Origin of the sequence: Bradyrhizobium sp. DOA9, from assembly GCF_000617845.2 — a bacterium.
GTDB lineage: Bacteria > Pseudomonadota > Alphaproteobacteria > Rhizobiales > Xanthobacteraceae > Bradyrhizobium.
In genome coordinates this window covers 539,266-553,036 of record NZ_DF820426.1, presented here as the reverse complement: position 1 = coordinate 553,036, position 13,771 = coordinate 539,266, and the positions used below count along the sequence as shown (strand labels likewise).

General features: G+C 65.5%; 14 protein-coding genes. All 14 read right to left on the bottom strand.

What is annotated here, in order from left to right; all coding sequences use genetic code 11:
- Positions 1-53: 53 nt before the first annotated feature.
- The 14 genes from BDOA9_RS35695 to BDOA9_RS35630 are packed head-to-tail and all read right to left on the bottom strand — an operon-like array spanning position 54 to position 13,557.
- Positions 54-1,421, bottom strand: coding sequence for a sensor histidine kinase (locus BDOA9_RS35695; protein WP_025038703.1), 1,368 nt, complete (start codon positions 1,419-1,421; stop codon positions 54-56).
- On the bottom strand, positions 1,414-2,850 hold the full coding sequence (locus BDOA9_RS35690; RefSeq protein ID WP_042337052.1) for a sigma-54-dependent transcriptional regulator: 1,437 nt from the start codon (positions 2,848-2,850) through the stop codon (positions 1,414-1,416). Before BDOA9_RS35690 ends, BDOA9_RS35695 begins: the two co-directional genes overlap by 8 nt.
- Positions 2,847-4,550 (bottom strand): hydrogenase maturation protein, encoded by a 1,704-nt coding sequence (locus BDOA9_RS35685; protein ID WP_340162415.1) that lies wholly within the window; start codon positions 4,548-4,550, stop codon positions 2,847-2,849. The genes BDOA9_RS35690 and BDOA9_RS35685 overlap by 4 nt, the downstream gene beginning before the upstream one ends.
- Positions 4,551-4,556: 6 nt before the next feature.
- Positions 4,557-5,597 carry a hydrogenase expression/formation protein HypE gene (gene hypE / locus BDOA9_RS35680; RefSeq protein WP_025038701.1) on the bottom strand — a complete coding sequence of 347 codons (1,041 nt, stop codon included), beginning with the start codon at positions 5,595-5,597 and terminating at the stop codon, positions 4,557-4,559.
- On the bottom strand, positions 5,594-6,736 hold the full coding sequence (gene hypD / locus BDOA9_RS35675) for a hydrogenase formation protein HypD (protein WP_025038700.1): 1,143 nt from the start codon (positions 6,734-6,736) through the stop codon (positions 5,594-5,596). The genes hypE and hypD overlap by 4 nt, the downstream gene beginning before the upstream one ends.
- Positions 6,733-6,969, bottom strand: coding sequence for a HypC/HybG/HupF family hydrogenase formation chaperone (locus BDOA9_RS35670; protein WP_025038699.1), 237 nt, complete (start codon positions 6,967-6,969; stop codon positions 6,733-6,735). Before BDOA9_RS35670 ends, hypD begins: the two co-directional genes overlap by 4 nt.
- Complete coding sequence (gene hypF, locus BDOA9_RS35665) at positions 6,969-9,227, bottom strand: carbamoyltransferase HypF (RefSeq protein WP_025038698.1); 2,259 nt, start codon at positions 9,225-9,227, stop codon at positions 6,969-6,971. The genes BDOA9_RS35670 and hypF overlap by 1 nt, the downstream gene beginning before the upstream one ends.
- Positions 9,224-10,123, bottom strand: a complete 900-nt coding sequence (gene hypB / locus BDOA9_RS35660; protein ID WP_025038697.1) for a hydrogenase nickel incorporation protein HypB — start codon at positions 10,121-10,123, stop codon at positions 9,224-9,226. Before hypB ends, hypF begins: the two co-directional genes overlap by 4 nt.
- Positions 10,123-10,464: a hydrogenase maturation nickel metallochaperone HypA gene (gene hypA, locus BDOA9_RS35655; protein WP_025038696.1), complete on the bottom strand. Its 342-nt coding sequence runs from the start codon at positions 10,462-10,464 to the stop codon at positions 10,123-10,125. The genes hypB and hypA overlap by 1 nt, the downstream gene beginning before the upstream one ends.
- Positions 10,457-11,545, bottom strand: coding sequence for a hypothetical protein (locus BDOA9_RS35650; protein ID WP_025038695.1), 1,089 nt, complete (start codon positions 11,543-11,545; stop codon positions 10,457-10,459). The genes hypA and BDOA9_RS35650 overlap by 8 nt, the downstream gene beginning before the upstream one ends.
- Positions 11,542-12,048 carry a [NiFe]-hydrogenase assembly chaperone HybE gene (gene hybE / locus BDOA9_RS35645; protein WP_025038694.1) on the bottom strand — a complete coding sequence of 169 codons (507 nt, stop codon included), beginning with the start codon at positions 12,046-12,048 and terminating at the stop codon, positions 11,542-11,544. Before hybE ends, BDOA9_RS35650 begins: the two co-directional genes overlap by 4 nt.
- On the bottom strand, positions 12,045-12,254 hold the full coding sequence (locus BDOA9_RS35640; protein ID WP_025038693.1) for a rubredoxin: 210 nt from the start codon (positions 12,252-12,254) through the stop codon (positions 12,045-12,047). The genes hybE and BDOA9_RS35640 overlap by 4 nt, the downstream gene beginning before the upstream one ends.
- On the bottom strand, positions 12,251-13,114 hold the full coding sequence (locus tag BDOA9_RS35635) for a hydrogenase expression/formation protein (RefSeq protein ID WP_025038692.1): 864 nt from the start codon (positions 13,112-13,114) through the stop codon (positions 12,251-12,253). Before BDOA9_RS35635 ends, BDOA9_RS35640 begins: the two co-directional genes overlap by 4 nt.
- Positions 13,111-13,557, bottom strand: a complete 447-nt coding sequence (locus BDOA9_RS35630) for a hydrogenase accessory protein (protein ID WP_025038691.1) — start codon at positions 13,555-13,557, stop codon at positions 13,111-13,113. Before BDOA9_RS35630 ends, BDOA9_RS35635 begins: the two co-directional genes overlap by 4 nt.
- Positions 13,558-13,771 lie beyond the last annotated feature (214 nt).

The window sequence follows — 13,771 nt, the reverse complement described above, 5'->3', positions numbered from 1 at the left end:
CGGGGCTCTCTTGGTCGAGCGCGCAAGTTCTTTACAGGCTGTAGGTCAGCTGTTTACGACGCCGGCAAGGCAAAAGAGAATGTCGCGCCGCCTTCCGGCCCATATCCGGCGCCGAGCTCGCCACCGTGCTCGCGCACGATTCCATAGCTGATCCAGAGGCCGAGCCCGGTCCCCTCGCCGACCCGCTTGGTCGTGAAGAACGGCTCGAAGATGTGGCTGATGTGGTCCTTGTCGATTCCCGGGCCGTTGTCGGAGATCCGGAACAGGATTTCGTTGCCCTTGCGCGCCGCCGATACCACTAGCCGCGGCGATTCGGTGCCGCGCGTTGCGTCGATCGCATTCTCCACGAGATTGACGATCACCTGGTGCAATTGCCCCTCGTTGCCGGAGACCCAGAGCTCCGGCTCGATTTCGATCTGCAGATCGATCCGAACCTGCTTGGTGCGCACGGCCCACAGCACTGCAGTGTTGATCAGACGCTCGATGTCGACGCGCTCGACTTCGCCGAGCTTGCTGAAGGACAGTCGGCGCAGATTCTTTACGATCTCGCTGATGCGGACAGCGCCTTCCAGGGTGCCTTCGATGAGCGGGCCGAAGTCCTCCAGGATCTCGTCGATGCGAAGGCTTCGCCGCTCAGCCGCGAGGTTACTGCCTTTGGCTTCGTCATGGACCGCATCGAGATAGGCGACGATAGCGCTGCGATAGCGCATCAAGGTGTGGACGTTGCCGTAGACGAAGCTGATCGGATTGTTCAGCTCGTGGGCGACGCCGGCGACGAGACGGCCGAGGCTCGCCATCTTCTCCTGCTCGACCAGCTGCCGCTGGGCCCGCTGCAGCTCGTGATGCGCCTTGTGCAACTCCTCGTAGGCGCGGCGAAGCTCACCGATCGGACGTCCCGTCAGCACCACGCCGATAAAGCGGCCGCGATGATCGTGGCGGGGGGATGCGTTCATGGCGAACAGGTCCGAGCTGCCGCCCTCGCGCGAAAACCTGAGCTCGCCGTCGACGACGTCGGAAGCGCCGCGCGGCTTCAGCAGCGGGACCAGCTTGGCCTTGTCCCTGATATCGATCACGTCGGCGATGTTCCCGCCGACGATGTCGGTGACGCCGCAGCCGAGCATGTTCTGGAAGGCGGAATTGACCTGCTGCACCAGCCCCTTGGCATCGCGGACGATGAGGATGTCGGAGACGGATTCGATGACGTTGGTGACGAAGGCCTGCGCCTCCTCCAGCTCCGCATTCTTGTGCTCGAGATCGACCTCGTAGCGCAGCAGGTCGGAATAGACCTCGTCCATCTTGCGGATGACTTCGATCCAGGCGCCCTCGCGCTCGTGGTCGAGCTCCATCGCCCCGCGCTTTCCGATCAACTTCAGCAGCGTTTTAGGCTCGCCGGCTTCGGGAGGATGCGTCACCTCAGGCATTCTTCCTCAAATCATACCTGGACAGCTTGTTCCTGAGACCGACCCGCGAAAGCCCGAGCTCGTTGGCGACCCGGCTGATATTGCCTTCGTACCGTTCCAGAGTGCTGATGATAACGGCCTTCTCCAGATCTTCCACCTTGTCCTTGAGGGTCGCCGCGCCGTTTAGCTTGCCAGCGACCGCGACGACCGGCAGCTTGCCATTGCGCCGGCCCAGCAGCGGCGGGGCCTGCAGTTCGTCCGTGTCGGCCAGCACCACCATGCGCTGAATCTCGTTTTGTAGCTCGCGGACATTGCCCGGCCAATGGTATTTGGCGAACGCTTCGAGCGCGGAAGGAGAAAAGCGCAGGCCCGGCCGGTTGAAGGAGGTTTTCACCGACGACAGCACGCCTTCGGCGATCAAGGAGACATCCATTGGCCGTTCGCGTAAGGCCGGCATGTGGACCGGAAATGCCGCGAGGCGATAGTAGAGATCGCGCCGGAAGCGGCCCGCCTCGACCTCTGCCTCTAGATCCCGATTGGTCGCCGCCACCACGCGGACGTCGACCTTGCGTACGCGCTGCGCGCCAAGGGGGCGGATCTCGCTCTCCTGCAGCACGCGGAGCAGCTTGACCTGAAAGGCCGGTGAGGTCTCGCCGATCTCGTCGAGGAAGATGGTGCCGCCGTCGGCAACCTCAAACAGACCTATCCTATCCTGATAGGCGCCGGTGAAGGCACCCTTCTTGCAGCCGAACAGCTCGCTTTCGAGCAGCTCGTCCGGCAGCGCGCCGCAGTTCTCGACGACGAAGGCCTTACTGGCGCGCGCCGATCGGTAGTGAATGGCGCGCGCGAGCAGCTCTTTTCCGGTCCCGGACTCGCCTGTGATCAGCACGGAGATGTCGTAGTCCGCGGCGCGCTTGCCGAGCTCGATTACCCTGTGCATGGGACTTTCAGTGCAATGCACGATGCGGTCGAAATCATAGAGCTGCTTGGCAACCCCACGCTTGACCGAGACGACCTTCTTGATGTGGCCTGAGGTCGCCTTGATGTCGATGCCGGCCGTTTCCGTTTCCTTCTGCAGGCGATAGAGCTGCACCGCCTCCTTGACGATGACGAGCAGCCGCTCGGGCTGCCAGGGCTTTGTGATGTATTGATAGATGCCGGCCTCGTTGAGGCCCGCAATGATATCCTCGGAATCGGAATAGCCGGATATGATCATCCGCACCGGATCGGGCCACAGCTCCCGCACGCGTTTCAGGAAGCTCACGCCCGATTCATGCGGCATGCGCTGGTCGCAGAGGATGGCGTGGACAATCTCGCCCTCCAGCAGCTTTTCCGCGTCCGCCGCGTTGCCGGCGCAGAGCACCTCGAAATCTTCCCTCAGAACCCGCCGCAGCGCTTCCTGCGACCGGATTTCGTCGTCGACGACGAGAATGGTTCCCAGAACGCTCATGAGGGCACCACCATGGCTCTCTGCCGCTCGGCCGTTCGCCGCGACCGATGATTGGCGATGGTCAGCGGCGTGCGCGATTTCGGCACCTTGTGGATGAATTTGTAGCGGGCGACGTGGTAGCTCGGATCGAAGCCGTAGAAATTGAGCCTCATCCGCCGCAGCTCCTCGTCGCGATAGGCCTGCAGGGGCTTCTCGGCCTCGTCCGCCGCGCGGCGTCTCTTCTTGTCAGTGAGTCGTGCGGCAAAGCCTCGATCAGCGCCCGCCGCAGCCGCGAGTTTCACGAGATATTCACAGGCGAGCTCGTCGCGTGCGAGGACGCGATCGACGATCCCGAGGCGCTGCGCCTCGGCGACGCCCATCGGCAGCCGGCATTGCGTGATCCCCGTCGCATTCTCGGCGCCCGCGCGGCGCGGCAAAAGATAGGTCCAGTATTCGGAGCCGAACAGATTGCCCATGTCCTTGTAATGCGGATTGAGCACGATCTGGTCGCTGGCCCAGACCTCGTCGGCGGCGAGGCTCAGGAACACGCCGCCCGCCCCTGCATTCCCGCGAATGACCGAGATCACCAGCCGGTCCGTGGTCTCGATGATGGCGCGGGCCAGATCGTCAATGGCGTTGATGTTGCGCCAGGATTCATCGGCGGCACTGCCGGCGGCCTCGATCTCGGCCAGGTGAATGCCGTTCGACCAATAGTCGAGGCCACCGGTCAGCAGCAGCACCTTGGTCGGGCGCGCCAGCGCGGCGCGGTAGGCCTCCAGCAGCGCTTCGCAGTCGTCGGTGGCCATGGCGCCATTGTAGAAGGAGAACTGCAACTCGCCGACCTCGCCATGCTCGCGATATTGAATGGGAGCATAGCCGCAATCCGGCCGTCGCGGCAGGCCGGCGGCTTGCTCCGCGAACACCTTCGCCGCGGACCGCTTCAGGCTCTTCGGCGCAAGCTGCCGCACATGGCCGATCCAGACCGCGCCATCGACCGTCGCACGGGCCAAGGCCCCGTCGCATTGCGCCACGACCGTGCCGGGTACGCCGGAGATATCCCGCGCTTCATGGGCGTCGAACAGCCGCACGTCCCGGAAGAACAGGCTGTCGAGGAGGCCGGGCATGCCGTCGGCGCTGTGGATCTTGCGCAGCACGGTCTCGGTCGTGTCGTGCTGCCAGTCGATCGCCCGGTCCGGCTGGCGGCAGGGCCCGCGCACGCGAATGCGCGAATCGTCCTCGCGCATCGGCTGCGGCGTCGGACGCCCGGCTTCGATTGCAGCGACGGCTTCCAGCACCGCCTCGACCGCACATGAGGTGACCTCGTTGCGGTAGATGCTGGATTTTGCCGCGCGCCGCATCGGGAATGTGCGGAAGGCCCAGACCGGACCGGCGTCGAACTCACCGTCCGCCTGCAGCACGGTGACGCCCCACTCGGCCGCTCCTTCGAGAATGGCCCAATCGAGCGCCGCGGGACCGCGGTCGCCGGGCGGGCCGGGATGCACGATCAGGCAACGCACGCTGCGCCAGACGTCTTCGGGGATCGCCCGCTTGAGGAACGGCGCGATCACGAGGTCCGGCCGGTAGAGCGCAACGCTTTCCCGGGTGACGTCGGCGTGGATGTCGAGCTCGACCGACACCTCGTGGCCGCGCTCGCGCAATTCGACATGCAGCCGCTGCGTCAGGCTGTTGAAGGCATGCGAGAGCAGCAGGATGCGCATCATGATCCCTCAACAGATCCGCGGCAATTGCTCGCCCGACAGCCAGTCGACGATCCGGCCACCGCCAAAGCTCGTCGCCATTTGCACGAAATGATGATCGTCCGCGACGGCCTCGCCGATGTCGGCGGCATCGCGGCCGAGCGGGTGCTGCCGCATGGCGGCGAGCACGGCATCGGCGACCTCGGGCGCGACGATCGCGACCAGCTTGCCCTCGTTGGCGACGTGGAGCGGATCGAGACCGAGCAATTCGCACACGGCCGCGACGCCCGGCTTGACCGGGATCTCCTCCTCCTGGAGGTGAAAGCCGAGGTTGGATTGTTGCGCGATCTCGTTCAGCGTCGCGGCGAGCCCGCCGCGGGTGGGATCGCGCATCAGGCGAATGCCGGCGCCGCCGGCCTCGACCATGCTGGCGACCAGACCGTTCAACGCCGCCGAATCCGACACGATCTCGGTGTCGAAGGCCAGATTCTGCCGCTTCGACATGATCGCCACGCCGTGATCGCCGAGCGTGCCCGAGATCAGGACGCGATCGCCGACGCGCGCGTTCTCGGCCGACAGATCGAGGCCATCAGGTACGACCCCGACAGCCGATGTCGAGATGAACAGGCCGTCCGCCTTGCCGCGCTCGACCACCTTGGTATCGCCGGTGATGATGTGGACGCCGGCCGCGCGCGCCGCCTCCCCCATCGAGTCCGCGATCAGCTTGAGGTCGGCGAACCGAAACCCCTCCTCGATGATGAAGCTCGCCGACAAATAAAGCGGCTTTGCACCGGCCATGGCGATGTCGTTGACGGTGCCGTGCACCGCGAGCGAGCCGATATTGCCGCCGGGAAAGAACAGCGGCGAGACCACATAGCCGTCGGTCGTCATCACCATGCGCCCGGCGCCGACATCGAAGGCCGACTGGTCGTTGCCGCGCGCCAACCATTCATTGCCGAAGGCTTCGTGGAACAGCCCCGAAATCAGCTGCGCCATGGCGCGGCCGCCCGAGCCGTGGGAGAGGTCGACGCAGCCGTTCTTGATATCGAGCTTGCGCTGATAGGCCTTCATGATGCCCGCCTCTGCTGATGGTCGCGGAAGCGGCCGTAGGTCCAATGCGCGGCGCACGCACCTTCGGAGGAGACCATGCAGGAGCCCATCGGCGTCTCCGGCGTGCAGACGGTGCCGAACAGCTTGCAGTCGACCGGCTTCTTCACCCCGCGCAGGATGGCACCGCATTCGCACGCAGGATTGTCGTCGACGCGAACCTCGTTCATGCCGAAGCGGACCTCGGCATCATATTTCGCGTAAGAGCGCTTCAGCTTCAGCCCGCTATAGGGAACCTGGCCGAGCCCACGCCATTCGAACTGGTCGCGCAGCTCGAAGATGTCGGAGACCTCCTCCTTGGCGCGCAGATTGCCGTCGCGCGTGACCGCGCGGCTATACTGGTTCTCGACCTCGTGCCTGTTCTCGTTGACCTGGCGCACCAGCATCAAGATCGCCTGCATCATGTCGAGCGGCTCGAAGCCCGAGATCACCACCGGCTTGCCGAACTCTTCGGCGAAGAACTCGTAAGGTGCGGTGCCGATGATGGTCGAGACATGCGCCGGCCCGACGAAGCCGTCGATCTCGACGCGCCCTATGCTGCGGATATCAGGGCTTTCCAGAATATTCTGCATGGCCGGCGGGGTCAGCACGTGATTGCAGAACACGCTGAAATTCTCGAGCCGCTTCTTCTCGGCCAGCCGGATCATCACCGCGGTCGGCGGCGTCGTGGTCTCGAAGCCAATGGCGAAGAACACGATCTCGCGCTCGGGATTTTCCTCCGCGATCCGGATCGCGTCGATCGTGGAATAGACCATGCGGATATCGGCGCCCCGTGCCTTTGCCTTCAGGAGCGAGGCGCCCTGCGAGCCGGGGACGCGCATCAGGTCGCCATAGACGCACAGGATGATCTCGCTCCGCTCCGCAAGCCGGATCGCCATATCGATGCGCCCGGCCGGCAGCACGCAGACCGGACATCCCGGGCCATGGATCATCCGCACGTTGTTCGGCAGCATGTCTTCCAGACCGTAACGCGAGATCGCGTGGGTGTGGCCGCCGCAGAACTCCATGAAACGATACGGCCGCTTCGGGTCGGTCTCGGCGCGAATCGTCTTCGCGAGCCCCAATGCGATCTCCTTGTCGCGATACTCGTCGGCATATTTCATGGCGCCACTCCCTGTCCCTCGACGCTCAGCTCGCGCAGCAATTCGAGCGTCCGCCGCGCCTCCTCCGGATCGATCTTGGTCAGGGCATAACCGACATGGATGATCACGTAGTCCCCCACCGCGAGGTTCTCGATCAAGGCGACCGAGATCTCCTTGCTGACGCCGTCGATCGAGACGATGGCCATCTCGTCGGGCAGCAGTTTCGTGACCTCTGCCGGTATCGCGAGACACATCAGGCGGTTCCTTTCAGGTCTTGTTGTTCGAGGAGAGTTAGCGCAGCAATCCAGGCCTGTCCCAGGCTGAGACCGCCATCATTGGGCGGCATCTGGCGCGGCGGCAGCGGCGAGAGGCCGGCCGCATTGCAGCCGCGCGCGATCTCGTCCGACAGGACGGCGTTGAGGAAGCAGCCGCCGCTGAGGGCAACGGTGGTGATCCCGGTCGCGCGCGCCGCCCGGCCGATCCAGTCGATGCAAGCTGCGGCAAACGTGCCGTGGAACAGTTCGGCGCCTTCGACCGGATCGATGCTCCCGGTTGCCAGCCGCTCGAACAATGGAGCCAGGGACAGCTCGCCGCTCTCGATGATCCAGCCGTCTCGTGCGATGCGGGGGTTGCGCACCAGCGCCTCCAGCTTCATCGCAGCTTCCCCCTCGTAACTCTGCAGCGGACAGAGACCCAACAGCCCTGCCGCCGCATCGAACAGGCGGCCGGCGCTGGTCGTCGTCGGCACGCCCGGCTGGTCGAGCAGAGCGCTGAGGCGCGAGGCCTGCGGCCGTGCTCCGAACCGCGTCGCGATCTCATCGCCTCGCCCGAGGCCATGCAGCGCGCTCGCGCCCATGCGCCAGGGCTCGCGCGCGGCACGATCGCCGCCCGGCATCTTCATCGGTGCGAGGTGTCCGAGCCGTCGGAAGCGTGCACCGTCGCAGGCCAGCAGCTCGCCCCCCCAATTGCCTCCGTCGCTGCCGTGGCCGAAACCGTCGAGCACCAGCGCCAGCACCGGGCCGACAACGCCGTGCTCGGCCATCACGGCGGCCGCATGGGCGTGATGGTGCTGGACCGCGATCAGCGGCTTGCCGCTGGCCTCGGCGAAACGGGTCGAAGCCATGTTCGGATGCAGATCATGAGCAATGGCGACCGGCTCGACATCGAGCGTCGACAGCAGGTGCGCCACCGCCTCCTCGAAGAAGCGGACGCCTTCCGCCGTGTCGAGATCGCCGATGTGCTGGGAGACGAAGGCCTCGTCGCCCCGCGTGACCGTGACGGTCGATTTCAGGGCGCCGCCGACCGCGAGGATCGCCGGCACGGATCGCGCCAGGCGCACCGGCTCGGGCACGTAGCCGCGGGCACGGCGGACGAACTGGGTCCGGCCCAAGACCACCGCCGCCACGGAATCGTCGGCACGGGTGACGATGTCGCGGTCGTGGGTGACGATGAGATCGGCAATGCCGGCAAGGCGTCGCTCGGCCTCGCGATTGTCGATCAGGAGCGGCTCGCCGCCGGGATTGGCGCTGGTGGCGACGATCGCCCAGCTTTCGCCGGAGCGCGCATGCGCGGTGTTCAGTTCATCGAAGATCAGGTGATGCAGCGGGGCGACCGGCAGCATGACGCCGAGCCTGGACAGCTCCGGTGCAATCGCCGGCGCGAGCTGGTGGCGCGATCGCATCAGCACGATCGGCCGCGGCGAGCTCTTGAGCAACGCGAGCTCGGTACTATCGGCATCAGCGATATCCGCGACCGCGTCCACCGCTCCGACCATGACGGCAAACGGCTTCCGGTCGCGCTGCTTGCGCTGCCGCAGCCGCCGCACGACGTCATCATCGCGGGCATTGCAGAGCAGCTGGTAACCGCCGAGCCCCTTGATCGCGACGATCTTGCCGTCGGCAATCGCGGAAGCAACGTCCGCGATCTCGTGGCTGAGCCTGGGACCGCAAGCCGGGCAGGCGATCGCCTCGGCATGAAAACGGCGGCTGCCCGGGTCGGCGTAGTCATCCGCACAGGCTCTGCACATCGCAAAGCCCTTCATGGCCGTGACCGGACGGTCATAAGGCAGCCGTTCGGCGATGGTGTAGCGCGGGCCGCAATGGGTGCAGTTGACGAACGGGTAGCGATAAAAGCGACTGTTCGGATCGAACAGCTCGCGCAGGCATTCCTTGCAGGTGGCGGCGTCGGCGACGATACGCGTCGACACCCTGCCCTGCTCGCTGGCACGGATGCAAAATCTCTCGCTCGCCAGTGTCCCGACCGCATGCACCGAGATGTCGTCGATTCGGGCGAGCGGCGGCTTCTCCAGCGGCAGCGCCGTGATGAATTCGGCGGCGCGCTCACCCTCGACCTCGATCACGACCCCATGGGGATCGTTGGCGACGAAACCACCGAGACGATAGCGCGTGGCGAGGCCGTAGACATAGGGGCGGAAGCCGACGCCCTGCACCGCGCCGCGCACGTGCAGGCGCAGTCTCCTCACCTCTGCGCTCGTCCCGCCGTCCATCGTCATCCCTGCGCCGCCATCTCGGCCTGCTTCGCTTTGGCCCAGCGCCTGCGGATCCAGGCATAGAAAGCCGGGAACCCCTCGCCCGTGCGCGCCGACACCGTCATGACCTCGATGCCGGGGTTGACCCGCCGCGCATATTCGACGGTCCTGGCAAGGTCGAAATCAAGCACCGGCGCGAGGTCGATCTTGTTGATCAGCATCAAGGAGGATGCCGCGAACATATCCGGATATTTGAGCGGCTTGTCCTCGCCTTCGGTGGTCGAAAAGACCACGATCTTGCAGGCTTCGCCGAGATCGAACGCCGCCGGACACACGAGGTTGCCGACATTCTCGATGAAGAGAAGGCCGCCGTTGAGCCAGGGCAGCCGGTCATAGGCCTTGCCGACCATGGCCGCGTCGAGATGGCAGCCCTTGCCGGTGTTGACCTGGATCGCCGCCACGCCGGTGGCGCGGATCCGTTCGGCATCGTTAGAGGTCTGTTGGTCGCCCTCGATCACGCCGATCGGAAAGCTGTCCTTCAGTTCCGCGACGGCGCGAACCAGCAGCGAGGTCTTTCCGGCGCCCGGACTCGACACCAGGTTGAAGGCAAGCACCTCGTCGGCCTGGAAGCGCGCACGATTGTCGGTGGCAAGGCGGTCGTTCTTGCCGAGAATGTCGCGCTCGACCTGGATGATGCGCTCGCTGCTCATGCCGGCGATCGCCTGTCCCGCCGGATTGGCGCCGCAATCGAGCAAGCCCGTCTCACCATCGGCACGGTCATGGTGGTGATGGTGAACATGGCCATGGTCGTGGTCGTGGCTGTGACCGTGATGATGATGGTGTCCGCCATGCCCATGATCATGATCATGCGCGTGTTCGATAGACGCCTTGCCGTCGCCGCAGCCGCAGACCGTACACATCAATCGACCTCCAATTCCCTTACGCGCATCTCTTCCCCGCCCGTCACCTGCAATTGATAGCCGCCGCAGGACGGGCACGGCTCGTGACGCTGCTTGATCTCGACGCTCTCCGAGCAGGCCATGCACCAGGCCGTTCCCGGCGTCTCGATGATCTCGAGCCTCGCGCCGCGCGCGATGGTCCGTGCCGCGACGGCCTCGAAGCAGAATTTCATCGCCTCCGGCGCGACATGGCTGAGCGCACCGATTTCGAGGCAGACGACATTGACCTTGGCGAAGGAGCGCTTGCGCGCTTCCTCCTCGACGATGCCGATAATGCCCTCGCAAAGCGCCATTTCATGCATGGCCGACCTCGCGGAAATCGAGCTTGAAACCGACGCAAGGATCGAACGCGCCGACCAGCGCGCGAACCGCGTCCTGGCCGCGCCGGCCGGCCGTCAGCACCGCGCCCTTCAGGCTCCGGACCAGCGGCCCGCGGGCATGAAAATTCCACTCGGTTGGCGCCAGGAATTCGAAACTGACGACGCGGCTCTCCCCGTCGAGCACCACGGCGTGATAGAGCCGGCCCCGCGCACATTCGACCGCAGCGGCGCCCTTGCCTGCACCAAGCCGGTAGCTCGCGACGGCGCCATCGTCGAGATCTTCGTCGCCGCGATCGAGCCAGGCGCAGAGCCGGGCGATTTCGGCGATGCGCGCCTCGAGTCGCGCGGCCGGCCCGGCCTCCGGCGAGACGGCTCCGCGCCGCGCCCATCGCGCCCAGACACCGGTTTCCGGAATCCTGCCGCCGAGCTCCGGCGCGTCGGAATAGGCAGCCCCGCCCGCGAGCAGGCGCTCAATGACGTCGAGATCGTCAGCAGCCGTCAGGAATGATTGCTCGACCGGCGACGGCGACAACCCCTCACCCTCGCAACGTGCGATATGGGCAGCGAGGACACTGCCGGACACGAGCGCCGGACCTTCGCCGGCAATCCCCAAGCCCGTGAGCGCGGTCTTGATCTGTGCCACGGCCTCGCGCCGCAAGGTTTCCGACACGCCTTCGCTGGCGCCTCCGAGGACGGTAGTCGCCTGCATCATTGTGCGCACGGCAGCCGCGCTCGCGCCGTCGAGCGCGAGCCGTCCGACGAACAGGCTGCGCAGCAACTCGGTCAGCCGCTCGGCAACGACCGCCGTGAGGCGGCAGCGCGCCATCGCCGACGTCGCCTGCTGCCCTTGCGCGGCCTCGACCGCCGACAGGAACGCCACCTGATGGGCGACCGAGCAGAGCGAGAACAGGCGCGGCAGCACCGGCAGCAACGACGTAGCGGGCTTCCCGGCGAACAGCCGCGTCAGGGGCGGCCGGCTGCGCGGCTGGATCGCGACGTCGGCGATCACGCCGCCGGCGAGCCACACCGTGATGTCGATCTCGTTGCGGAAAGCCAGGTTCATCCGCGCCGCTCCGTTAACGTCCCACGCAGGAAGTTACGCCGATCGATCGGGGTTGTCGCGGGCTCACGGCGTCGGACCGCCTCCTCGCTGTCATCCGGCAGCATCAGCTCGGCAAGCGCCGCCTCGGCGGTCGCCCGCGCGGCCGCCATGTCGGCGAAATCGAACATGGGCGAGAACAGCGAGCAGCTTGCGATCCTGCCCATCTGCCCGATCTCGCTGAGGGTGAACTCGATGTCGCCCGCAGGAAAACGGATCCGCAGGCTCGCGCCGGACGTCTCCCGCGCCGCACTCGCCGGCATCACCACGTTCATGAACCAGGGGGTGACCATGATGCCGACGATCGAGCCGTTGAACCGACGGAAGCCGATCGCCTCGACGCCGAGCGCATCATTATAGATCGGCAGATCGCGCATCGCGCGATCGCCGATCTCCCGATAGCTTTCGGCCAGAAGCGCCCCCCACGCCATGGCGTCGGCCTCGGGATTTGGCGTAGCCCCCGTCATGCTTCGATCGCCATGAATTTGGACTTCGGAGCATCGCAGTTCGGGCAGTGCCACTCCTCGGGCAGCGCCGCGAACGGCGTGCCGGGCGCGATCTGGGCGACGTCGTCGCCGTCGGCGGGATCGTAGACCGTCCAGCAGATGCCGCATTCCAGCCGCGTGGCCTCGGAGACATCCTGACGCACGCCGAAATTCTCGAAGGCGCTCATTTGAAATAGGCCTCGATGATTTCCTGCAGCCGCTCGGCGGAATCCTCGAAATCCTCATCCGCGGCGAGCGCGACGGTCGGCACGCCGCCGACCTCGAGCGTGTCGAGAATGATGGTGTCCATGGCGTTGAAGAACTGCACCGACCAGACATTGCGGATGCCCGTCGACAGCACGCGGCAGGTGCCGTAGCCGCGCGAGACGAGCTGGATCGGCCCGTTGCGGATGGTGTCCTGCAGGAAGCTCATGTCGACCGGGCTCATCGGCAGCAGCGTGAAGTTGATGATCTGCGAGCGGATGCCGGGCCGCCAGGCCAGCGCGCGCTCGCGGATTTCGGCGAGCACCGGCAGCACGTTCATGGCGCCTTCCGGCACCGGTCCGATCTCGAAATCGGCGGAGGTCAGGTCGGCGGCCGCGCGCCTGACGATCTCCGGAATGGAGCCGATCTCGAGATATTCGGATGTGGCGTCGGTCTCGAGCCGCACGCGCCAGATCCCCGCCAGGACCGATTCCTGGATCTGAGCCAGCGACCCGTCGGGCAATGCGACCACCCCGCCGACCTCGCCTTCGCCGAGCACGTCGGCAATGAGCTTGCTCTCGAGCTCGTTGAGATTGGCGAGCCGGAACAGCTGCGTCGGCGCATCCGCCTTCTGGCCCGCGATGGCTTGCGCGATCTTCGACAGCAGCGCGACCGCATTCGGGCAGCTCTTGGCGAGTTCGGCGCTGTCGAGCGTTGCAAGCTTTGCCAGCGCTCCGGCCGCCGTCAGGCTGCCCTTCGATGCATTAAGACTCTCCTCGCCGATCGGAAACACGCTGACCGGCTGCTCGGCGCCCTCGGGCGCATCCCAGAATCCGACCTTCATAGCTCGACACCTTGCGCACGATGCTGGGGAACGATGGTGACGGCGACCGCGGCCGTTTGCCCGCGCGGCCGGTCAATCAGTTTCGTGATGCGGTCGATATAGACCGACCAGTCCTGGATCTTGGCGATCAGACCCAGCGTCTCGCCCTTGGCGATCAGGATCAGCGTCGGTTGCACACGCACGCCAAATCGCTGGCCGAGCGCGCTTTCGTCACCGCGGGCGATGATCGCGCCGCGCAAGCGGCCATTGAACGCGGTGATCAACTCCGGCAGCACCACGGCGACGTCGATCGCCTCGGGAAAGCGATTGGGATCGCCCGCCGACAGCAGCACCGCGACCGCGCCGGCCTCGTCGGCCTGGCTAAGAAATTGATCGACCGTTGCGGCATCGACCTCAAGCAGGCCATGCCGCGTCAGATCCTGCTTCCCCACCTGGAATTCCATCAGACCTCCCCTGACAAGCTTATGATTTTCGCTCGGGATAGGGTTAGCAAGGCACATGCCAGGATATTCCAGCAACCTTCTCGATCTATCCTATTGATCTATATCAAATATTTCCTGGTCACCAGAACGAGGATCCAGCGACGACAAGATACTTTCCAATCTAGATGGAATCTATCTTTGTAGATGGAAAGACGGCTCTCAGGCACACATGCCC